The organism is Microbispora sp. NPDC049125 (assembly GCF_040802045.1).
In the GTDB taxonomy this organism is placed as follows: domain Bacteria; phylum Actinomycetota; class Actinomycetes; order Streptosporangiales; family Streptosporangiaceae; genus Microbispora.
The window spans coordinates 1-21143 of sequence record NZ_JBEZDW010000005.1 but is presented as its reverse complement, the minus strand read 5'-3'; the positions used below and the strand labels follow the sequence as shown (position 1 = coordinate 21143).

Below are 21143 nucleotides of genomic sequence, written 5' to 3'. Positions count from 1 at the left end.
ACGGGACGACAAAAGGTTATCGGCAGCGTCATCTAAGGAAGCGGACATATCGCCTACCTGGCAGATAGTGGGCTGGACCGTCGGTGCAGTCAGCCATCCTGGGTGATCCTGCTGGATGGGAACCTTGAGGCAATCTTGGTCTCCAGGTCAGGCGCGTACGCGGGCCGAGAACGGCCGCGAGAACGCCCCCGCCTCCATCCGGACGATCGCCTCGATGGCCCGGAATCTGGACATCAGCCGGGAGACGCCGCGCTCATGGGTGGGCCAGGCCCGGGCGGCCGGCGAAGCCGAGCCGGCGCCGAAGCGCTCCGACTTCGACATCACGCATTGAAGATCAAGAGAGAGCGAGTCACTTCCGGGCGCTGCACGCCAGCGCATGTCCGTGCCGCGGGCGCGCAAGCGGCATCGTGCCGGCCCTGGTGGGAGTCTGTTCCGCCAGCACGGTCTGGTGCAGGCGGCGCAGCTCCGTCCCCGGCTCGACGCCGAGTTCGCGGACCAGGCGCTGCCGGGTCGCGGTGTAGGTCCGCAGCGCCTCGACGCGCTGCCCGGCCGCGAGATGCGCGTGGATCAACTCGGCCGCCAGGCGCTCGTTCAGGGGATGAGCCAGGCTCGCCCGGTTGAGCACCCGGACCGCCTCCTGGGCCTCACCCAGGCGCAGGTGGGCCTCGGCCAGCATGACGACGGCCTGGCTTTGCTGATGTTCCAGCCAGGCGCGCACACGGCACGCCCAGTCGCCGTCGAGGCCGCCGAGCGGGCGCCCGCGCCAGAGGTCCAGGCACGACCTCAGCCGCCGGACCACGTCCGTGTCACTCTCGGACGGCACGCGTTCGGCCGCCAGCAGCAGGAATCGATGGACGTCGACCCGATGGGGATCCACGTCGAGCAGATATCCGCCGCCCACCCGGGCGAGCGGTCCCGGCTGTCCGTCCGACGCTTCGTGGATAACTCTTCTCAATTGTGTGACGTAGGCGTAAATATTCGCTCGCGCCTTGTCGGGAGGGGTGCCGTTCCATACCCGGTCTATCAATTCATCCATCGTCACCACCTGACCGGCGTCGATCAGGAGCGCTGCCAGGACGGCCTGTTGCTTGGGTGGTCCGACTGGTATTTTCAGGCTACCGCAGAGGGCCTCAACCGGCCCCAGCAGGCAGAAGTCCATTCGAGAGCCTCTCGGGACGACTGTAGCGAGCTGTTCCTGTTCGGCAGGTTTCGAGTCTAACCATAAATCGGCGACGGGCGTCACGTTATGTCGTTAAGTTGCCGTTAAGCCGAGGTGTCCGGCTCGCGGTTAATTCTCGCCGGGGCGGAGAGTGTCTTTCCGAATGCGCCTTGAAGCTGAGCAGGTAACCCTGACCGAGGCAAACAGAGACCCGTTAGCGTATTGTCACTTCTGAGAAGACGAAACTATTGAGCGCTTTTCATCCTGCGCAGCGGCCGTCTTCGACGGTTCGCGGAACGAGGCTGGATCGCACGACCGCGACAGCGCTCTTGGGCTTGCGGGAGGGCGCCGCTCCTGCGACAGGATGACCGCCGCCATGTGGGACGTCGCCCTATCCTGCGGCCTGAGGCGGCGTCAGACGCTGTCCCGCCTGTCAGCGGTGTCACCAACCACTGTGCCGTTCGGGACCTGATCGGGCGCGGGCGGAATCCGGGCCGCGATCTGGTCGCGAGCATGCCGGCACTCGGCGAAGCTGTACGGGCAGGCGAGCGCGTGTTCGATCAACTCCTTGGCCGCTCGCGCCTGTGAGATGCGCTGCTCAAGCTCTTCGACGTGACGGCGCAGCAGGTCCCGGTGGTCCATCGGGCTGGAGGTGGACAGCAGCGCACGCAACTCGCCCAGCGTGAAACCGGCTTCCTTGCCCATCAGGATCAGCGCCACGCGCTCCAGGTCCGCCCACCCGTAGGAACGCTGACCGCCCGCCCGCCGCGCGGGCTCCAGCAGGCGCATGCTCTCCCAGTGCCGGAGGACATGCGTGGCCAATCCGAACCGTTGTGCCAGCTCACCGATGGCCAGTTCCTCGCTTGACTTCATGTGTACATTAACCAGCACGCTGACGGCATGATCAAGGCATCGATCGCTGTCACCCGCGTGGTCAACTCCTGCGTGCTGCTGGAGCTGGACGGCCACGCCGTCCTCACCGACCCCTGGTTCACCGAACGGTGGTGGTTGCGCCGTGGAGAGCCACTGGGGCTGCGAATCTCCGAGCTGCCCCCGCTCGCCGCCGTCGTCGTCACCAATCCCGCCACCAACCACTGGGACCTGCGCGGGTTGCGCGCTCTGCCCGCCAAGGACACGACACCGCTGTACGTACCCACCTTGGGCATGGCCCGCCGCGCCCGGACGCTGGGCTTCACCCGCGCCGAGCCCGTGCGATGGGGGCAAACCCGCGCCATCGCCCCTGGTGTGTCCATGCGGGTGGTGCCCGCGGGGCGGACTCTGGCCTGGCCCAACAACGCTTACGCGTTCGCCGCGGCAGGCGGCCGCGTGTTCTTCGGCGGTGAGATCGCCGAGGTCACGCCATTGGAGCGGTACCGGGCTGAGCAACCGCCGGTGGATCTCGCTCTGCTGCCGGTCAACGGGCTGCGCCCGCTGTCCGGCCCGCGCTTGGTGATGGGCCCGGGGCAGGCCGTCGCCGGGTCGTCCGTGCTCGGCGCGCGGGTGCTGGTCCCGGTGCACGACGCCCACGGGCACGACCCGCTCTCGCGACTGTTCCGCACCGACGGCACCGCCTCGGACGCGGCACGGCTGGCCGGTCCGGACCTGCTCGTGACAAACTTGCCGACCGGTATGCGATGGGAGTTGCCGTGCTGAACCTGTTCCGACACGGGACGGTCACGCAGATCGAGCCGATCGCCGAGCGCATGCGTCGCGTCCGCATCTCCGGCACTCAACTGCGCGAGCTGAGCTGGGTGCCCGGCACGCACATCCGGCTGCGGGTCGGCGACCCCCGGCAACCCCGCTCGTGGCTGCGTGGCCTGCTGCGCACCTACTCGATCTGGGATTACTCGCCGGAGGGCCATCTCGACATCTGCGTACTCGACCACCCCGAGGCGGGGCCGGGGGCGTTGTGGTCACGCCAGGCGCGTATCGGTGACGCGATCGCTTTCATGGGGCCGGAGGGCAGATTCGCGCTGCGCGAGGGCGCGCCGTATCACCTGTTCGCCGGAGACGAGACCGCGGCCGCCGCGTTCGGCGCGATGATACGCGCGCTGCCGTCGTCGGCCGCCGTGCACGGCGTGATCTTGGCCGACGGGCCGGGCGATCGGCTCCCCCTCGATCGAGATGATCGGTTGACATGGATCTACCGGCCGGATGAGCTGCTGGACGCGGTTCGCTCGCTGGACCTGCCCGACGAGCCGGGTGTGGCCTACGTCGCCGGTGAGGCGCGCACCTGCCAGGCCGTGCGGGGCCACCTGGTGGACAATCGCGGCTGGTCGCGCCGGGACGTCGTGGTGAAACCGTTCTGGGCGCCGGGACGGCGGGGCATGGACTGACACCCAACGCCGCCGCCTCTCACCGCTCGTTCGCGCCGGTTGTCAGAGCCCTGAGGTGACGCGGCCGAGGCGCAGCGCCGAGGCGAGGAAGAACAGGCCGCCGAGCGTGGCGTAGCCGGCGAGGTTGACCAGCGACGCGCCTTGCTGGGCGGCTTGCAGGACGAACGACGTCCCGGCGACCGTGGAGACGGCTCCGCTGATGATCATCGGCCAGTGACCGGCCATGTTGCGGCGGATCACACCGACGGCGAGCTGGATGAGACCGGACACGACGGCCCAGGCGCCCCACACACGCAGCACCGCCGGGATGCCGGACGAGGCGGCGAAGGCCAGGCCGATGGCGGTGCCCCAGCTGATCGCGATGTTCACGTACAGGCTCAGCGCCGGGCCCGCCGCTTTCGACGAGCGGGCGTCGACGACAGCGGCGACCCCGTCGAACAAGGGGTAGAGCACCAGCAGGGTGACGCTGATCGGCCCGAGGCTCGACGCGGTCGCGATCAGCAGACCGGCCCAGACGATCGCGAATCCGAATCGGACGAAATACAACCGTCGCAGAGAGGGGGCGACGGCGGCGGGAGACGCGGTGACAGTGCTCACAGGAAGTCCTTTCGAGAGATAGAACGTTCGGTATCGCTGCCACAGTGGCAGCACGTCGCCTGGCATGTCAAGACCGAACGTTCTATCTGCTACGCTCTCCGCAATGGTGCAGAACACTCGAGGTCAGGTGTCCGAAGCGCGATCACGGCTGCTCGGAACCGCCACCCGGCTCTTCTACGCGGAAGGGCTCCACTCTGTGGGGATCGATCGGATCGTCGCGGAGGCGAAGGTGACCCGCGCGACGTTGTACCGGCACTTCCCCAGCAAGGACGAACTCGTCGTCGCGTATCTGCGAGCAGCCGACCAGGCGATCAGCGACCGTGCCGGCGAAGCCCTCGGCAGCGGCCGACCTGCGGCCGACATCGTACGAGCCATCGCCAGGTCGATCGCCGAGGACATCGGGTCACCCGGGTTTCGCGGATGCGCCTTCCTCAACGCCGTGGCGGAGTATCCAGACCCCGAGCATCCCGTGCACAGAGCCGTCCTCGCGCACCGTCAGTGGTTCCTGCGCACCATCATCGACTTGCTCGCGCAGACCGGAGAGACGCAGCCCGAGCCCGCAGGCCGGCATTTCGTCATGCTGCGAGACGGCGCCATGGCAGCGGGCTGCCTGACCGACCCGGCAGCGGTCTGCGAGACGTTCCTCGAAGGAGTCGAGGGACTCCTTCAGTTCCGCGCCCGTTCCACGGCTCCTCACCCCAGGGCCGGAACCGCCTGAGCGCTACGTTCCCTGCGATGTCACACTTCGCTCCCCGCCGATCTCCTCAGGAGCCGATCTCCTCAGGAGACGTGACCGTTCCCGTACGCGCACAGCGGCCGGGACGGCACGGCCCACGGCGACAAGGGGCACCCGGCATGACCATTCACGTCACAGCCGCCGGCAGCGGCGCGGCGAGGATGTCCCGCGTCGCTCAGGTCCGGCCGTCCGAGGGGAACGCAAGGAGCGGGGTGCCCGCGCCCCCGAGGCTTTCGGTCCTGGTCTGCCGCCAGATCGCACTGTGGGTGAAGTGGTTGTCGAACCGTTCCTGGGTGTCCAGGATCTCCTGCGGGCTTGCCTGGCCCGTGCGGATGCGGTCGGCAAGCCGGAAGTAGTCGAATCTGCTGGTGCCCGGCGCCTTGACGATGAGCACGTCCGCGCCGGCGTCGGGCAGCGTTCCCCACGCGTGGACGGTGTCGGGCGGAACGACGAGCACGTCTCCCTGACCAATGACGACCACCCGGTCGCCGACGAGGACCTGCAGCGCGCCATTGATCATGAAGAAGGTCTCGGGAGACGCGCGGTGGAAGTGCGGTGGGGGCCCGTCGACATGGGGGCCCAATGTGGTGCGGACGGCATTCAGGGTGCCGCCGGTCCGGTCCGCGTCGACCAGCAGTCGAGTGGTGTTGGGCGCGGCGCCAAGGGTCTCGGCCTCGGTCGCGCGGGCCACCACCACGGGGAAGTCAGTCACATCGTCTCCAAGTGATTCGATCGTTGATAGTTAGAGGTCTAACTATCTGCTGCCGAATATACTAGACCGATGGGTGACGCAGTCGACCGGATTGTCGATCAGTGGCGCGAGCAGCGGCCCGATCTGGATCTGTCGGCGATGGCGACATTCGCCCGGCTGAGCCAGGTGGCCGCCCAGGTGACCGCGATAGTGGCGGAGGTGCTCGCTCGCCATGGTCTGCGCGGCGGTGAGTTCGACGTTCTGGCCGCACTGCGGCGCTCCGGTCCACCGCACATCTTGATTCCCTCCGAGCTGTCAGCCGTACTGATGATGTCGCGCGCGGGAATGACCAACCGGATAGACCGGCTGGAGGCGGCGGGGCTTGTGGAGCGCCACCTCGACCCGGCGGACCGGCGCAGCTTTCAGATCAGCATGACCGAGCACGGCCGGAACGTCGTCGACGCCGCCGTCACCGAGTACGCACCCAAACTCAGCCATATCCTGTCCGGCCTGTCGGACGAGGACCGCCAGAGCCTCGACCGCGCCCTGCGCGCCCTCCTCGGCGCTATACCCAGCACACCGGACCAGATCCACTGATCGCCATTTGCCTAAAGATGTTAGGTAAATGCATAATTGGTGTCGCCGGAGAGGAATAGGGTTATGGTTCGAGCGGGGCTGACCACGGAACGACTGACCAGGGCGGGAGCGGAGCTGGCCGATGAGGTGGGCTTCGACCAGGTGACCGTCTCGGCGATCGCCCGGCGGTTCGACGTCAAGGTCGCGAGTCTGTACTCGCACCTGAAGAACTCCCAGGACCTCAAGACCAGGATCGCCCTGTTCGCCCTGGAGGAGCTCGCCGGCCGGGTCGCCGCCGCCCTGGCCGGGCGCGCGGGAAAGGACGCCCTGGCCGCCTTCGCGAACGTCTACCGTGACTACGCCCGGGAGCATCCCGGCCGCTACGCCGCCACCCAGCTCAGGCTCGACCCCGAGACGGCGGCCGCCAGCGCCGGCGTCAGGCACGCACAGATGACGCGGGCGATCCTGCGCGGCTACGACCTGGCGGAGCCCGACCAGACACACGCGGTACGGATGCTGGGCAGCGTCTTCCACGGCTACATCAGCCTGGAGATGGCCGGAGGCTTCGACCACACCGCCGTCGACCCGCGGGAGTCCTGGTCCTGGATCGTGGACTCCCTCGACGCCCTGTTGCGGAGCTGGACCACATCCTGACCGGCAGGCGGCCGCGCCGCATCCGAACAATGTCGATCAACAGGCTGAGGCAATGAACACTGAGCACGACTGGATCACCACCCCTGTGACCGCGGACATGCTGCGCGGTTTCCTCGACGTGGAAACGACCGCGCACGGCCTGCTGCCGCATCGGCTGCCCGCTCGGGCGCGCCGGCAGATCCCCGACGACCAGCTGGCCGTAGCCGAGGCGCAGCCCTCCGGCGTGCGGTTGGCCTTCCGCACCCGGGCCACCACGATCGAGTTGGACACGTTGCCCACCAAGCGGGTCTACCGGGGTTTCCCCGCCCCGCCGGACGGCGTGTACGACCTGCTGGCCGACGGCCGTCTCGCCGCCCAGGCCACCGTGCCCGGCGGCAACGTCCGCACGATCACCGACATGGTCACCCAGTCCGCCGAACTGCGTGAGGGGCCTGCCGGCACCGCCCGGTTCACCGATCTGCCGGCGGGTGACAAGGACGTCGAGATCTGGCTTCCGCATACGGAGATCACCGAGCTCATCGCCTTGCGGACCGATGCCCCGGTCGAAGCGGCGAGGGACAACGGACGGAGGGTGTGGCTGCACCACGGCAGTTCCATCAGCCACGGCTCGAACGCCGCCCACCCGACCGCCATCTGGCCGGCCCTGGCAGCCGCCCACGGCGGAGTGGAGCTGGTCAACCTGGGGTTCGGCGGCAGCGCGCTGCTGGACGCGTTCACCGCCCGTGCGATGCGGGACGCCCCCGCCGACCTGATCAGCCTCAAGATCGGCATCAATATCGTCAACACCGACGCGATGCGCCTGCGCGCCTTCACCCCGGCAGTCCACGGCTTCCTCGACACCATCCGCGAGGGGCATCCGACCACGCCGCTGCTGGTCGTGTCCCCCATCCTGTGCCCGGTCCAGGAGGACACCCCCGGCCCCCTCGCGCCCGACTTCGACGGCAGGACCTTGCGGTTCAAGGCCACGGGCGACCCGGCCGAACGCGCCGCCGGGCGCCTGACGCTCAACGTCATCCGCGACGAACTCGCCCGGATCGTCGACCGGCGTGCGGCTGACGACCCGAACCTTCACTACCTCGACGGCCGTGAGCTTTACGGCGAGACGGACTACGCCGAACTTCCGCTGCCCGACGGGCTCCACCCCGACTCCGCGGGACACCGCCGCATCGGCGAGAACTTCGCGCGCCACGCGTTCGGCGACGGCGGCCCATTCGCCACCGAGTCCGGCTGATTCGCCGGCCGAGCGGTCGTGCGCCGACCGCCGGGCCACCGCGTCTCGCGGCGATCCTCAGCGGTCACCGCCCAGTCAAAGGAGCTGCCTCAGCGCGTTCCCGACAAGCGTGCCCTGGCCATCTCCCATGGCTGCATGTCACCGCCGCCGTCGGCGTCCTCATACCAGCCCCCACCTGACAACCAGGTTTCCAGCCAATCGATCAGGCTTGTGGAGTCGACGAACCAGGCGAGGTGCCAGTCGTCGTTGTCGATCGCGTTCGGCTCGAACAGCAACACGACACCATCGGAGCTCTGGCAGTCCACCGCGGCGTACATGCCGCAGCCCCAGTCGAGGATCGGCAAGACCCTCTCGGGCCAGAAGGCCGCATCACAGGACAGCGACATCGAGCGTTCCTCACGATAGACGCTCACCGCGGTACGTCCCTCTCCCAGAAGCGGAAAGAGCTGGTAATCGGGGCCGAACCCGCCGTTGGCCACCTCGTGGTAAAGCCGGGCAAGCACCGGAGGAAGCGGGAAGCCCAGTTGCTTCTCTGCCTGAACCAACTCCTCCGTCCCCAAAGCAGGGGACAACCGCCCTTCGGCCGAAAGCGCCTTCGCCGATACCCGCCGAATCAACTCTTCTAGATCTTCCACAACCGTTCTCCCAGCTCAGATGGCGTCAACTTGAAAGACTTCCAGGTCGGGGGCGGGAGGAGTCCGGCGACGCGCGATCCCCCAGGCCTCGGCGGGTCCGCCTGGGTGGTGACTCCGGCGCCGAAGGAGGCGGCGTGCGCAACTCCGTAACAGAAGCCGGTACGACCTTGGGAGGCGGACCCGGGGGTCATTCTCGCGTGCCGACGCGCCCTGAGCACTGTGACGGGGACCGCTGCGAGCTCAAGAAGCCGTGTTGTCGGTGGGGGTGTCTAACGTGAGTGGGCACAGGAGCCCAGCGTGAGCAAAGGGAGATCATGACCACACTCCAGAGCCGGCCGAACACCGCACTCGTCGTCATCGACGTGCAGAACGGCGTCGTCGAGGGCGCTCATCAGCGTGACACGGTCGTCGCGAACATCGGCGGCCTTGTCGAGAAGGCGCGGCGGGAAGGGGTTCCCGTCGTCTGGGTGCAGCATTCCGACGAGCACCTTGTGCGAGGAAGCGACGACTGGCGGATCGTCCCCGAGCTGACTCCGGGAGAGGCCGAGCCGCTCGTCGAGAAGAACTACAGCGACTCCTTCGAGGACACCACCCTTGAGGCGGTGCTGTCGGGGCTCGGTGCGGGGCGGCTCGTCGTCGTCGGCGCGCAGACCGATGAGTGCATCCGCTCGACGCTCCACGGCGCGATCGTCAGGGGGTACGACGCGACCCTTGTCAGTGACGCCCACACGACCGAGGACCTGACGGAGTGGGGGGCGCCGCCGCCGGACAAGGTCATCGCACACACGAACCTGTACTGGAGCAACCACACGGCGCCGGGGCGGACGGCGGGGACGTCCGAGACCAAGGACGTCGACTTCGGCGGCACGCCCTGAGCCCGCCGGTGACGGTCGCCGGCCCGTCCGGCTCACCCGGGGCCCGGGGTTCGGTGCCGCGTCACCCATCCGGCTGTAAACCGTTTGCCGCTGTCGTCCGGCGATCACCAGGATTGAGCGATGCCTACCTTCACGACCACCGATGGCACTGAGCTGGCCTACCACGTCGCGGGTCAGGGCGAGCCGCTGCTCTGCCTGCCCGGTGGGCCTATGCGCGCCTCCGCCTACCTCGGCGACCTCGGCGGGCTGTCCGCGCGACGCCGGCTGATCATGCTCGACCTGCGTGGCACCGGCGACTCCGGCGTCCCCGCCGACCCGGCCACGTACCGCTGCGACCGGCAGGTCGCCGACGTCGAGGCCCTGCGCCGTCATCTCGGGCTTGACCACGTCGACGTGCTCGCCCACTCGGCGGGCGGCGATCTGGCCATTCTCTACGCGGCACGGCATCCCGGGCGCATCCGCTCCCTCACCTTGATCACCGCCCGTGCCCGCGCTCTCGGTGTCGACTTCACCGAGGAGCACCGCCGGGAGGCGGCCGCCCTGCGTGCGGACGAGCCCTGGTTCGAGGCCGCCCGCGACGCGTACGGAAGAGTCTGGGCCGGCACCGCGAGCGACGCCGACTGGGACGTCGTCGCCCCCTTCTTCTACGGCCGCTGGGACGCGGCCGCCCAGGCGCACGCCGCATCCGAGGTCGAGCAGACGAATGACGATGCCGCCGAGATCTACGCGTCTTCCGGCGCCTTCGCCCCTGCCGCCACTCGCGCGGCCATCGCCGAGCTGAGCGCGCCGGTCCTGATCCTCGCCGGCGAGCTGGACAGCGGCCCGCTTCCCCGCGTCGCGGCCGTCATCGCGAAGCTCTTCCCCAAGGCGGAGTCGCGCGTGCAGCCGGGCGGCGGCCACTTCCCCTGGCTTGACGATCCGGCCCTTTTCGCCCAGACCGTCGGCACGTTTCTCGAGTCCGCCGGGCCGGGCGCCTGACCGAGGGCGAGCGGCAGTGGCCGCCGCCCTCGACCTGTCCCAGCCCGTGGCGCTGTCCCGCTGACCCTGGCGCTCTTCCGCACGGCCGGCAGTAAGCCCTGACACGCCCCCAAGGGCCGCCGGCACGGCGGAAGTCCGGCGCATCGGAAGTGGAGGCATAGCCTGTCACCAGGCAAAACGACGACCAGAAGGGGGCCCGCCGTCATGGGTTCACTCAGCCCTGTGCACTGGATGATCGTGGCCGTGGTGCTCGTGCTGCTGTTCGGAGCCAAGAAGCTTCCGGACACCGCCAAGGCCCTCGGGCAGTCGCTGCGGATCCTGAAGAAGGAGACCGCCAAGCTCCACGACGAGGACGACGCTCCCGGCGTGCGAACGCCGATCACAGCTGTCCCCCTCAGCGTTGAGGAGCGACTGCGCGCGCTCGAAGAGGAGAACGCCCGGCTCAGAGCCGCGCCCGGCACCACTCGGCCGGAGCACGGCCCCACGGACGGCCCATAGCCGGACCCGCCGAGGTCTCAGGGGGGCCCTACGGCACCCAGGGTAAGCAGTCCGGGGTAAACCGCGACCTCGTGCCCAGCGGGAATCGCTGCGCATCATGGAGTCCAGGGTCCGGTGGAGTGCGTCTCAGCCTTCTTGCCGGGCGATGCCGGAGAAGAGAAGAGCCTGCCATGTTCTACGACTTGGCCCCCAACCTGGGGCAGATGTTGCTCCTCGTCGCCAGCGGCGTCCTGCTCTGGGTGGCGATTCTCGGCGCTGTCCTGCTCAACCATCGGGCCGCCGGCTCAGACCGGACCGCCTCCGCCGGCCAACCGGCAAGCACGGCCGGGGCCGACCCCGCCGCCGAGACTCAGGAGGAGACGGCCCGCACGCACTTCTCCGGCGAGCAGCGGCGCTTCGCGATATGACCCGCCTCCATGCACGGGCACGGCGGACCGGCGGCGAATCGTCCCCCAGGGAAATGTCTGTCCAAACGTCTATCCTCACGGCGTGAGAGGGACGATGACCCGGGCCGTGACCTTGGAGATGCTTCCTCATGTGCGCCGGGCGCGTGATCATATCGATCGTCATTATGAGATGAGCCTGGATCTCGACCGGCTCGCGAGCGTGGCGGGAATCTCCAAGTTCCACTTCGTCCGCAGCTTCGAGGCGGCATACGGTGAGACGCCGATCCGCTACCTCACCCGGCGCCGGATCGAGCGGGCTCAAGACCTGCTTCGCTCCGCCAACCTGACGGTGACCGAGATCTGCATGATGGTGGGATTCGCCAGCCTCGGGTCGTTCTCGTCGCGGTTCACGCAACTGGTGGGCGAGAGTCCGACCGCCTATCGCGACCGGTGGGCCGCCCGCGGCGGCCCGCACGTCCCGGGGTGCTACCTGTTCATGAGAGGCGTGCTGGACCTCGGGGGTACCGTGGGGCCTACCGAGAATGACCCGACCCGCGCAATCTCAGGGAAGCGCCGGCCGACCAGCGCCACTTAGGGTATTCACATGATCACGAACGTCTCACTCATCACCGTCTACTGCCTCGACCAGGACAGGGCACGGGACTTCTACGTCGACATCCTGGGCTTCACGCCCCGCACCGACATCACCATGGGGGAGGGCTTCCGGTGGGTGACCGTGTCCCACCCGAGCCAGCCTGAGCTCGAACTCACCTTGATGACCCCCGGGCCTCCGCTCGACGCCGACGCCGCGGACTTCATCCGCCGCCAGCTTGAGAAGGGCGGCATGGGCGGCATCGGGCTGAGCGTCGACGACTGTCGCAAGACCTACGAGGAGCTGAGCGCCAAGGGCGTGACCTTCCTGCAGGAGCCCTCGGACCGGCCGTACGGCGTCGAGGCGGTCATGCGCGACGACTCCGGCAACTGGCTGGTCCTCGTCGAGCCCAGGGAGTTCACCCCGGAGAGCTTCGCCTGACGTCGCCGGGCCCAGGCCTGAGAGGGTCGTGAGGCCCCAGGTGAGACGTGCCGCCGGAGCCCGGGATGAAGGGGCGCACGAGGCCCGGGCCGGGGCCGGCCCGGGTGAAATCCTGTCGACCTCGACCGGCGACGGGCCCTAGCCTGGCGGCATGGCCACTGGGAAGACGTCCTTCGTCTGCTTGCCCTGCCGAGCCTCGTACAAGCAGCCCTGGCCCGGCCCGGGACAGGACCGGCTCTGCCCGCGCTGCGCCGAGCCGCTCGTCCATGTGGGCTCGGCCTTCGCGGCACCGCGCCGGCGGGACACCGCGGCCTGGCGGACGCTCGCGGTGCTGCTGCACGCGGGCGTCCGCTTCCACAGGAGTTGTTGCGGCGGTCCCGGCTACCGCCCGCGCACGCTCAGGGAGGTACGCGCGCGGATGGCGTACGCCCGCACCACCGGGGAGCCGTACGCCCGGGCCCTGGTGCGCCGGGAGCTGCCTTAGACGGGCGTGGCCCCTGCCGGCTCCTGCGGCGGCGCCGTCCCGGCTGTCTCAGGTCTCGACCTCGTCGAGCGGCACGCTCTGGTCGGCCAGCTTGGCGAGGTCGACGGTCGTGCCGCTGTGCCCGGCTCGGACTCGCGCCTGGATCCCCTCCGTCACGTCCCAGACGTTCACGTTCATCCCGGCCAGCACCCGCCCTTCGCTGACCCAGAAGGCCACGAACTCCGGTGCCTTGCCCTCCGCCACGGAGGCGTCACCGCGGCGCACCACCTCGTCGTACCCGTCCGCCGGGACCCAGCCGGAGTACTCCATGCCCAGGTCGTACTGGTCGGTGAAGAAATAGGGGATCCGGTCGTAGACCACCGGTTCGCCCAGCATCGAACGGGCCGCCGCCGTGCCCCCGTTGAGGGCGTTGGACCAGTGCTCGACCCGGACCCGCCGGCCGAGCAGCGGGTGCGCGACGGCGGCCACGTCACCGGCGGCGAAGATGTCCGGGTCGCTGGTGCGCAGCGCGGCGTCGACGGCGACGCCGTCGTCGACGGCCAGCCCGGCCGCCTCGGCCAGCTCTGTGGCCGGTGTGATGCCGACGCCGACGATCGCCAGGTCGGCCGGCAGCTCGGTGCCGTCGGTGAGCGCCACCGAGGTCAGCCGTCCGCCGTCGCCCCGGAACTCCCGCACGCCGGCGCCGAACCGGAACTCCACCCCGTGCGCCTCGTGCAGGCCGGCGAAGACGGCGGCCATGTCGTCGCCGAGCACCCGGCGGAGCGGCGCGCTGTCCAGCTCCACCACGGTCACCTCGCAGCCGCGGGAGCGGGCGGCCGCCGCGGTCTCCAGGCCGATCCAGCCGGCGCCGACCACGACGACGCGGCCCGCGTGCGGCAGGCGCTCGATGAGCGCGTCGGCGTCGGGCAGGGTGCGCAGGTAGCGCACCCCGTCCAGCTCGCCGCCGGGCACGTCGAGCCGGCGAACCCGCGAGCCGGTGGCCAGGAGCAGCTTGTCGTAACGCAGGGGCTCGTGCCGGTCGAGAGTCAGCGTGTGGCCGGCCGGGTCGAGGCCGGTGGCCCGCACCCCGAGAAGCAGCTCGATGTCGTGCTCGGCGTACCAGGCCGGCTCGTGCACGTAAGCCTTGTCGCGCGGCTGGTTGCCGAGCAGATAGCCCTTGGACAGCGGCGGGCGCTCGTACGGCGGCTCGGCCTCCTCGCCGATCAGCACGACCCGCCCGGTGAAGCCCGCTTCTCGCAGGCCCTCGGCCGCCTTGGCCCCGGTGAGACCTGCTCCGACGATGACGAAGACGCGTTGATCACTCATGATGAGCTCCTCGCTGGACGGGGTCGGGTTAGCGGGGGCCACGCGTGTCCGGGGGCGGCGAGGGCGAAGCGGGGCCTCCATCTGTAACGGACACTGACGCAGACGCTAGAAGGCGCGACGGCATTACGTCAACTAAGGTGTCCGATAGAAAGACCTGGCGCGGGAGCGCCGAGACAGGAGAGCGATGCCGGAGGACTTCGAGGCCCGCGTGGCCGGAGTCGCCGCCCTGGCCGAGCCGATCCGCCGCGCTCTGTACGACTACGTGGTCGCCCAGGACGGACCGGTGGGACGGGAGCAGGCGGCGAGCGGGGTCGGGGTGGCCCACCACGCGGCCAAGTTCCATCTCGACAAGCTCGTGGAGACCGGTCTGCTCGACGTGGAGTACAGCAGGGCGCCCGGCCGGCGGGGGCCCGGCGCCGGCCGCCCGGCCAAGCGCTACCGCCGCGCCCACCGGGACATCGTGGTGAGCCTGCCCGAACGGCGTTACGACCTGGCCGCCCACATCATGGCCGAGGCCGTCACCCGGGCGCGGCGCGGCGACATCCACATCGCCGACGCCCTGCGCGACACCGCCACGGCGACCGGCCGCGCCATGGCGGAGCAGGCGCCACGCGACCTTGGGGAGCGCCCGGATCACTCCGATCCGCTCGGGGTGGCCGGCGAGGTGCTGGCGGGGAACGGCTACGAGCCGCGCGTCACCGCCGACGGCCTGACCATGGCCAACTGTCCGTTTCACAACCTTGCCGAGACGTACACCGCTCTGACCTGCGGCATGAACCTCGACCTCGTCAACGGGCTGCTGGACGGCCTGGACGCGACAGGGCTGCGCGCGGCGCTCGACCCCTCCCCCGGCCGATGCTGCGTGCGCGTCAGCAGAACGACGACCTAGTCGCCGGAGCCGGCCGCGCCTACGTCCGCGGCGCGCTCGTGCTCTCGCGTACGACGAGGTCGGTGGCGAGCTCCACCCTGCGCGGCTCCCGCGTGTCCCCTCCGGACACGCCGAGCACCATGCGGGCGGCGAGGGCGGCCATCTCCTGCAGCGGCTGGTGGACCGTGGTCAGCGGCGGCCATGCCGACCTGGCCAGAGGCAGGTCGTCGAACCCGACCACGCTGAGGTCGTCGGGGACACGCAGGCCGAGCCGCCGGGCGGCCTCCAGGACGCCGAACGCCTGCAGATCGCTGCCGCCGAAGATGCCCGTGGGCGGGTCGTCGAGCGACAGGAGGGCGTGACCCTGCTCCCGGCCGGAGCCGACCAGGAAGTCTCCCTGCCGGATGAGCGCGGGATCGACCTCGACGCCCATGGTCTCCAGGGCCGCCCGGTAACCGTCGACGCGGGCCCGGCTGCACAGCATGCCCGCCGGTCCGGTGATCATGCCGATGCGCCGGTGACCGAGATCGAGCAGATGGCGGGTGGCCGCCAGGCCTCCGTGCCAGTTCGTCGCGCCCACCGAGGACGCGTCGCCGGGGGGCTCTCCCTCGGGATCCACGACGACGAAGGGGATGGAGCGCGCGCCGAGCTGGCCGTACTGCCGGGAGGAGAGCCGGGAGCCGACGAGGATCACCCCGTCGGTACGCCGGGCGGCCAGGCGGTCCAGCCAGTCACGGCCGGGCTCGGCGTGACTGTGCAGCACGGTGATCACGACACTGGCGCCGGCCTCCCCGGCGACGCTCTCCACCCCGCGTACCAGCTCCATCGCCCAGGGGCTCTCCAGCTCGGCGAAGACCAGATCGATCAGGCCGGCGGAGCCGTCCGGGCCGGCGGCGCGGCGGGTATACCCATGCTCGTGCAGCAGCCGCTCGACCCGCCGCCGGGTCTCCGGCGCGACCTCCGGCCGCCCATTGATCACCTTTGAAACGGTGGGAGCGGAGACGCCTGCCTCTTTGGCGATATGGGCGATCGTCACCCGCACCTTGCCTGACATGTCTCGCAGCATATCTGAAACTTTCGGCCCGTCATAAAGCCTCTGAGCTGCCATGTCCGCCAGTTCATCTGCGACTTTCGCGCAGCGGCTCTGAGACACCGTCGCGTTACGCGCTTTTTACCTACGCGCACTGTCGCGAAATATTCGGAGGGCAGCCGAAAGTTCAAACAAGCTCCGTGTGAGGAGCGGTCAGCGATCCACCGGATGCCAGGGGTTGCCCGCCGCGTGTTCGCCGCCGTCCCGCTGATCGTAACCTCGATCGCGCCTCCGGAGGAGGCATCGGCCCAGGCCACACAGGGGGCGTACGACGACTTGGAGAAGCGGTGGGTGGTCCCGCGAGGGCGCGGGGTCACCGTCACCACCACAACGGCTAGAGCGGGGCAAGAGGGATATGGAGGACGAACAGGGCGCCACCGCTGGACGACTCCCCGACCTCAAGCGTCCCCTGGTGGGTGTGGGCTATCTCACGTGCGATGGCCAGGCCGAGGCCGGTGCCACCGCGGTCCCGGCTGCGGGCGGCGTCCAGCCGGGTGAACCGCTCGAAGATCCGTTCACGGTCGGCGCTGGAGATGCCCGCTCCGTCGTCGGCCACGGACACCTCGGCGAAGGCCCCGGCACGCCGCACCTCCACCTCCACCGTCGTCCTGGTGTGACGCTGCGCGTTGTCGATCAGGTTCATGAGCACGCGGACGATCTGGCTGCGGACCGCCATGATCGTCAGGTCCTCCTCCACCCGCACGTGCACGGGGAACCGGTCGTCCCGCCGGGAGATCTCCTTCGGCACCAGCTCCGACAGTCGCACGATCGTGCGTTCGCCGCCCTGGTCGCATCCGACCCGGGCCAGCAGGAGCAGGTCGGTCATGATCGCCTGCAGCCGGTCGGCGTCGGCCAGCGCGGAATCGAGCAGAGCGGGCAGGTCGGTCTCCTCCGGGTGCAGCTGGCTCTCCTCCAGTTGCGCCCGCAGACCCGCGAGAGGGGTTCGCAGCTCGTGCGAGGCGTCGGCGACGAACTGCCGCTGCCGGTCGAGTGCCTGGTCGCTACGCCGCTTGGCCTCCTCGATGCGGCTCAGGGTGCCGTTGACCGTCCGGGCGAGCCGGGCGATCTCGTCCCGGCCCCGCGGCTCGGGGACCCGGCTGCTCAGGTCGTTGACGTTGATGGAGGCGAGCTCGGTGCGGATGACCTCCACGGGCCTCAGCGTGCGCCCGGTGATGATCCAGGTCGCCCACGCGGCCAGGACCGTCAGAATCGCGTTCTCGATGCCGAAGAGCTCAGCGAAGATCTGCGTCGGGGTGAGACCGGCCACCGCCTGGCCCGCGTAGATCACCGCGGAGTTCGCCGCCGTCTGGACTCTGAGCGCCGAGAGCCGGACGCACCCCACGTGCGTGACGGCGCAGGTCTGCACGTCCTCCTCCGGATCGCCCGGCGCCGGCCACACCGAGGTGAGAGGCGGCATCCCGTGCGCGTCCCTGGACGTCTCGACCACGTGATGGCCGGGCGCCACCACCTCGACGAGGTCGACGCCGGCGAAACGCGGAACGATCGGCTCGGCCGGATGTCCGCCGCGCAGGGTCGCCGCCAGGAGCGCGGCCTCCTCCCGGTCCTCCCGCCACAGAGCGTCCGCGACGGCCTGCCGCCCCACCTGCCCCTCCGCCAAGCCGGCAGGGAGAAGGAGAAGCAGGGCGAGAAGCGTGACGAGAACGGTCAGACGTCCGCGGATCGATCGGGGGCGCACATCAGGCAGCAGCCGCCACAACCGGGCCGTACATGCTGACTCCCAGCTCACAGCACGTCCTCCTCATACTTCGATCTCCCTGCATCGAAACGGCATACTGTATGCAGGCTATCCGCGCGTTGAGCCTCCAGTCACTCGCGACGTAAGCCGCACGACGCGGTGTCGTGCGGGAAAGGGCCCCCGTTGTGACGGCCGACCAGGACCCGATCGAACGCGAAGCCGGCGATCATCCCCAGGTGCCCGGCCATCACGTCGCCACTCTTGACGTGCCGTAGATCGCGTTGTCGCCGGGGAGCTTCCAGGCGGCGGCGTCAGCGAGAAGGGAGCGGCCCCCCATCCGGCCGCCCTCCCGGTCTTCCGGTCACAGCACAGCATTAACCAACATGGCCGAAAAAGGGAAATAACCATATCCCACCGCCTTCATGCACCAGGCGCATAATGGTTTCGTGACCATTGACGAGCTGCAGTGGTTTCTCGTTCTCGCGGAGACCGAGCACGTCACCAGGGCGGCCGACCGGCTGCACATCACCCAGCCGACGCTCTCTCGTGCCCTGCGCCGACTGGAGAAGCGCGTGGGCACCCCCCTTTTCGACCGGGACAACCAGCGGCTGCGGCTCAACGAGTACGGGCGGGTCTTCCGCCTGCACGCCCAGCGCGCCCTGGACGAGCTGGACGTCGCCCAGGACCACATCACCGCGCTCGTGGCGTCGCCGCCGGAGACCCTCGTTCTGGGGTTCGCCCACTCTCTCGGAACCTGGCTGGTCCCCGAGCTTCTCGGGGCCTACCGGCGCGAATGCCCCGGTGCCCGCTTCACCCTGCTCCAGGACACGATCGAGGACACGCTGGCACGGCTGATGGACGGCACGGTGGAGATGATCGTCATCAGCCCCCGTCCGGCCGACCACCGGATCGACTGGCTGCCCATCTGCGACGAGCGGCTCGAACTCGTGGTCCCCGCCGACAGCCCGCTGGCCGGCCGTACCTCCGTGCACCTCGCGGAGCTGGCGGGCGAGCGGGTCATCACCATGCGCTGCTCCACGGGATTGCGGCAGGTCGCCCGGGCGATCTGGCGCCGCGCCGGCATCACGCCCGCCGTGGTCGCAGAGGCCAACGACATCACGACCGTCAAGAGCCTCGTCGCCTCCGGGCTCGGCATCTCGCTGCTGCCGGCCGGTGACCGCACGCCGCCGCCCGCCGGGGTCCGGCAGATACCGGTCGCCGACAGCGGCGTCTTCCGGCCGGTAGGGCTGGCCTGGGACTCCGGACGTACGGCGACCACCGCCGCCCGCTGCTTCCGCCAGTTCGTCAGCCGATACGCGAGCCGCCACACCCTCGGAGAGGCGTGCGACCCCATCCCGCCCACCGACCTCTCCGGTCCCACGGAAACCAGATCGGCCGGCACTTCGCAAGGGCTATAGGCATTCGGCATGCCCGCCACCGAGAACGTAACGTTACGAGCCGATTTCTCGTTGTCACAGGCAAGGAGGCCCCATCCGGCCCGGAACGGAGATCGGCATGAATCCCCTGATGGTCGCCGCACTGGTGTTCCTCGTGTACGTGGCGGCCGACTACGCGCGCAACTACCTGTCCAAGTGCCCGAAGTGCAAGGGCTCCGGAGTGCTGCGGGCGACCTTCTTCTCCAAACAGTTCCGCCCCTGCCCGCGCTGCAACCGCAAGGGTGAGATCCGCCACGGTTTCGGCCCGAAAAGCTGACGCCACGGCGCCGGTGCGGGCGGCTCACTCGTGGAAAAGGTGGCCTCGGCCCCTTCGAAGCCCGTCCCTTGGAGAGCCTCCGAGTTGAAAAGGGGAAACCCTCGCCGGGGTCGGTCAGCCGGCGAGGGTTTCCGGTGTTTCGAGGGTGTCTAGCCGCGGGTCCAGCGCTGGTTGCTTCCGCCGTTGCAGGTCCAGATGGCGAGCTTTGTGCCGTTGGCCGTGGCGTTGTTCGGCACGTCCAGGCACTTGTTCGCGCCGACGGCGGTGATCGTGCCGTCGGAGTTGAAGCGCCACTGCTGGTTGTTCTGGCCGCTGCAGTCCCAGATGATCACGGTGGTGCCGTCGGCGGTGCCCCGGCCGTTGACGTCAAGGCACTTGTTGCCGAAGACCCGCAGCTCACCGGAGCCGGTCGGAGTCCACTGCTGGTTGGCCTGCCCGTTGCAGTCCCAGATCTGCGCCTGCGCGCCGTTCGTCGCCGAGCCGCCGGTCACGTCCAGGCACCGCCCCGACCCCACACCACGGATCGCGCCCCCCGTACCGAGAGTGGGCGACGGGGTGGGGTTCGGGACCGTGCCGCCGATGCTGTAGGAGAAGTTGTTCACTGCCAGCCCGGTGCCGCCGACCCAGGGCTCGAACCCGGCCTGGACGCTGGTGAGGTACCACGAGCGCTGGCCGTAGCCCCTGTTCACGACGTCGTCATAGAAGGTGCGCACGGCGAAGTTGATGGAGCTCGTCGAGGAGGTGCGGACGTAGGAGATGACGTTCCACCCGACGTTGCCGAACCAGACGTCCCAGGTGCCGCCGGCGAGGTTGACCGTGCCGACCCGGGAGCCGACCGGCTGGACCGACCCGGTGTGGTTCAGCCACACCATGATCTCCGCGCCGGTGTTCTGCCCGTCCCTGCGCGGGGTGGGGTCGAACCAGATGTCGTACGCCGCGTCGTACACGCCGGAGCCGGGGTAGGACATGCTGACGCTGGTCTGCACGGTGTTGAACTGGCTGTTGCTCGCCTGGAGCGGCAGGCCGCTGCCGTTGGAGCAGTTCGCGTAGTGACAGCCGGCGTAGACCGCGGGGTAGGAGCCGGGCGCGCCGTTCTGCGGCCTGTTGTGCGATGCCTGCGTCACCCGGAATCCGGTGCTCGTGACGTTGATGCACTGCTGAGTGTCGTCACCCCAGTTGTTGTTGATGACGACGTACTTGCCACCCTGGATGGTGGTCGCGCCGTACTTCTCGCAGATCGTCGTGTCCGCATGCGCCGCCTGACCGACGACGAGCGACGCGGCGACCGAGCCGAGCATGGCGAGGCTCGCCGTGATCATTCGCATCTTCATGGGTGGACCATAGGCACGCCGCGAAGACGAGCGACATGGCACGGCGCGGCCAGGCCCGGGCCCGGCCGCCTGGCCAGCGCCGACGCCTGACCAGCGCTGAAAATTTCAGTTGGCGGACGGCGTCCACCCCTGCCCCTGCTGCCCATGCCAAGAAACGCCGGCGGGGGGGGCGGGGTGGGCGGGGGCGCCCGGGGGGCCCCGGTTTAGGGTCGGGTGATTATAGCGCGGGGCCGCCCGGGGGGGGGGGTCGGCGGGGGGCGGGTGGGGGCCC

General features: G+C 69.5%; 25 protein-coding genes. 15 read left to right on the top strand and 10 right to left on the bottom strand.

Features of this window, described 5'->3' with window-relative positions:
- Positions 1–147: 147 nt before the first annotated feature.
- The 3 genes from AB0B72_RS07700 to AB0B72_RS07690 form a co-directional block, all read right to left on the bottom strand.
- Positions 148–324 carry a hypothetical protein gene (locus AB0B72_RS07700; RefSeq protein ID WP_367737667.1) on the bottom strand — a complete coding sequence of 59 codons (177 nt, stop codon included), beginning with the start codon at positions 322–324 and terminating at the stop codon, positions 148–150.
- 25 nt (positions 325–349) lie between these two features.
- Positions 350–1159, bottom strand: a complete 810-nt coding sequence (locus AB0B72_RS07695; protein WP_367737665.1) for a BTAD domain-containing putative transcriptional regulator — start codon at positions 1157–1159, stop codon at positions 350–352.
- A gap of 414 nt (positions 1160–1573) precedes the next feature.
- On the bottom strand, positions 1574–2032 hold the full coding sequence (locus AB0B72_RS07690; RefSeq protein WP_367737663.1) for a MerR family transcriptional regulator: 459 nt from the start codon (positions 2030–2032) through the stop codon (positions 1574–1576).
- A 27-nt stretch (positions 2033–2059) separates the two neighbouring features.
- On the opposite strand from AB0B72_RS07690, the gene AB0B72_RS07685 reads away from it, so the two are divergent.
- On the top strand, positions 2060–2812 hold the full coding sequence (locus AB0B72_RS07685; RefSeq protein ID WP_367737661.1) for an MBL fold metallo-hydrolase: 753 nt from the start codon (positions 2060–2062) through the stop codon (positions 2810–2812).
- The gene (locus AB0B72_RS07680; protein WP_367737659.1) at positions 2806–3495 is read left to right on the top strand and encodes a siderophore-interacting protein; all 690 of its coding nucleotides are present in this window, start codon (positions 2806–2808) and stop codon (positions 3493–3495) included. Before AB0B72_RS07685 ends, AB0B72_RS07680 begins: the two co-directional genes overlap by 7 nt.
- A 42-nt stretch (positions 3496–3537) precedes the next feature.
- Here AB0B72_RS07680 and AB0B72_RS07675 read toward each other — a convergent pair whose 3' ends face one another.
- The gene (locus AB0B72_RS07675; protein ID WP_367737654.1) at positions 3538–4092 is read right to left on the bottom strand and encodes a hypothetical protein; all 555 of its coding nucleotides are present in this window, start codon (positions 4090–4092) and stop codon (positions 3538–3540) included.
- Between the two features lie 103 nt (positions 4093–4195).
- On the opposite strand from AB0B72_RS07675, the gene AB0B72_RS07670 reads away from it, so the two are divergent.
- A complete protein-coding gene (locus AB0B72_RS07670; protein ID WP_367737653.1) occupies positions 4196–4810 on the top strand; it encodes a TetR/AcrR family transcriptional regulator in 615 nt (204 codons plus the stop codon).
- 193 nt (positions 4811–5003) lie between these two features.
- Here the strand turns inward: AB0B72_RS07670 and AB0B72_RS07665 are convergent, their stop codons facing one another.
- Complete coding sequence (locus AB0B72_RS07665; protein ID WP_367737652.1) at positions 5004–5540, bottom strand: cupin domain-containing protein; 537 nt, start codon at positions 5538–5540, stop codon at positions 5004–5006.
- 69 nt (positions 5541–5609) lie between these two features.
- On the opposite strand from AB0B72_RS07665, the gene AB0B72_RS07660 reads away from it, so the two are divergent.
- The 3 genes from AB0B72_RS07660 (at position 5610) to AB0B72_RS07650 (ending at position 7980) form a co-directional block, all read left to right on the top strand.
- Positions 5610–6116: a MarR family winged helix-turn-helix transcriptional regulator gene (locus AB0B72_RS07660; RefSeq protein WP_367737651.1), complete on the top strand. Its 507-nt coding sequence runs from the start codon at positions 5610–5612 to the stop codon at positions 6114–6116.
- A 63-nt stretch (positions 6117–6179) separates the two neighbouring features.
- Complete coding sequence (locus tag AB0B72_RS07655) at positions 6180–6749, top strand: TetR/AcrR family transcriptional regulator (RefSeq protein ID WP_367737649.1); 570 nt, start codon at positions 6180–6182, stop codon at positions 6747–6749.
- Between the two features lie 52 nt (positions 6750–6801).
- On the top strand, positions 6802–7980 hold the full coding sequence (locus AB0B72_RS07650; RefSeq protein ID WP_367737647.1) for a GDSL-type esterase/lipase family protein: 1179 nt from the start codon (positions 6802–6804) through the stop codon (positions 7978–7980).
- An 89-nt stretch (positions 7981–8069) separates the two neighbouring features.
- On the opposite strand, the gene AB0B72_RS07645 is transcribed toward AB0B72_RS07650, so the two are convergent.
- Positions 8070–8615: an SMI1/KNR4 family protein gene (locus AB0B72_RS07645; RefSeq protein WP_367737645.1), complete on the bottom strand. Its 546-nt coding sequence runs from the start codon at positions 8613–8615 to the stop codon at positions 8070–8072.
- A gap of 314 nt (positions 8616–8929) precedes the next feature.
- On the opposite strand from AB0B72_RS07645, the gene AB0B72_RS07640 reads away from it, so the two are divergent.
- The 6 genes from AB0B72_RS07640 (at position 8930) to AB0B72_RS07615 (ending at position 12385) form a co-directional block, all read left to right on the top strand.
- Positions 8930–9490 carry a cysteine hydrolase family protein gene (locus AB0B72_RS07640; RefSeq protein ID WP_367737643.1) on the top strand — a complete coding sequence of 187 codons (561 nt, stop codon included), beginning with the start codon at positions 8930–8932 and terminating at the stop codon, positions 9488–9490.
- Between the two features lie 120 nt (positions 9491–9610).
- Positions 9611–10468 carry an alpha/beta fold hydrolase gene (locus AB0B72_RS07635; protein WP_367737641.1) on the top strand — a complete coding sequence of 286 codons (858 nt, stop codon included), beginning with the start codon at positions 9611–9613 and terminating at the stop codon, positions 10466–10468.
- 204 nt (positions 10469–10672) lie between these two features.
- Positions 10673–10966: a Sec-independent protein translocase subunit TatA gene (tatA, locus tag AB0B72_RS07630; protein ID WP_367737639.1), complete on the top strand. Its 294-nt coding sequence runs from the start codon at positions 10673–10675 to the stop codon at positions 10964–10966.
- A 170-nt stretch (positions 10967–11136) separates the two neighbouring features.
- A complete protein-coding gene (locus AB0B72_RS07625; RefSeq protein WP_367737637.1) occupies positions 11137–11373 on the top strand; it encodes a hypothetical protein in 237 nt (78 codons plus the stop codon).
- 94 nt (positions 11374–11467) lie between these two features.
- Positions 11468–11947 (top strand): helix-turn-helix domain-containing protein, encoded by a 480-nt coding sequence (locus AB0B72_RS07620; RefSeq protein ID WP_367737635.1) that lies wholly within the window; start codon positions 11468–11470, stop codon positions 11945–11947.
- 9 nt (positions 11948–11956) lie between these two features.
- Positions 11957–12385, top strand: coding sequence for a VOC family protein (locus tag AB0B72_RS07615; RefSeq protein WP_367737633.1), 429 nt, complete (start codon positions 11957–11959; stop codon positions 12383–12385).
- A gap of 532 nt (positions 12386–12917) precedes the next feature.
- Here the strand turns inward: AB0B72_RS07615 and AB0B72_RS07610 are convergent.
- Positions 12918–14174, bottom strand: coding sequence for an NAD(P)/FAD-dependent oxidoreductase (locus AB0B72_RS07610; RefSeq protein WP_367737631.1), 1257 nt, complete (start codon positions 14172–14174; stop codon positions 12918–12920).
- A gap of 184 nt (positions 14175–14358) precedes the next feature.
- On the opposite strand from AB0B72_RS07610, the gene AB0B72_RS07605 reads away from it, so the two are divergent.
- Complete coding sequence (locus AB0B72_RS07605; protein WP_367737630.1) at positions 14359–15063, top strand: helix-turn-helix transcriptional regulator; 705 nt, start codon at positions 14359–14361, stop codon at positions 15061–15063.
- 19 nt (positions 15064–15082) lie between these two features.
- Here AB0B72_RS07605 and AB0B72_RS07600 read toward each other — a convergent pair whose 3' ends face one another.
- Positions 15083–16096, bottom strand: coding sequence for a LacI family DNA-binding transcriptional regulator (locus tag AB0B72_RS07600; protein WP_367737629.1), 1014 nt, complete (start codon positions 16094–16096; stop codon positions 15083–15085).
- Positions 16097–16466: 370 nt separating this feature from the next.
- Positions 16467–17879: a sensor histidine kinase gene (locus AB0B72_RS07595; RefSeq protein WP_367737628.1), complete on the bottom strand. Its 1413-nt coding sequence runs from the start codon at positions 17877–17879 to the stop codon at positions 16467–16469.
- A 395-nt stretch (positions 17880–18274) separates the two neighbouring features.
- Between AB0B72_RS07595 and AB0B72_RS07590 the strand changes: the two genes are divergently transcribed.
- Both AB0B72_RS07590 and AB0B72_RS07585 read left to right on the top strand, forming a co-directional pair.
- On the top strand, positions 18275–19246 hold the full coding sequence (locus AB0B72_RS07590; RefSeq protein ID WP_367737627.1) for a LysR family transcriptional regulator: 972 nt from the start codon (positions 18275–18277) through the stop codon (positions 19244–19246).
- Between the two features lie 97 nt (positions 19247–19343).
- Positions 19344–19541 carry a hypothetical protein gene (locus tag AB0B72_RS07585; RefSeq protein WP_367737626.1) on the top strand — a complete coding sequence of 66 codons (198 nt, stop codon included), beginning with the start codon at positions 19344–19346 and terminating at the stop codon, positions 19539–19541.
- A 149-nt stretch (positions 19542–19690) separates the two neighbouring features.
- Here AB0B72_RS07585 and AB0B72_RS07580 read toward each other — a convergent pair whose 3' ends face one another.
- Positions 19691–20872 (bottom strand): lectin, encoded by a 1182-nt coding sequence (locus tag AB0B72_RS07580; RefSeq protein ID WP_367737625.1) that lies wholly within the window; start codon positions 20870–20872, stop codon positions 19691–19693.
- Positions 20873–21143: the final 271 nt, after the last annotated feature.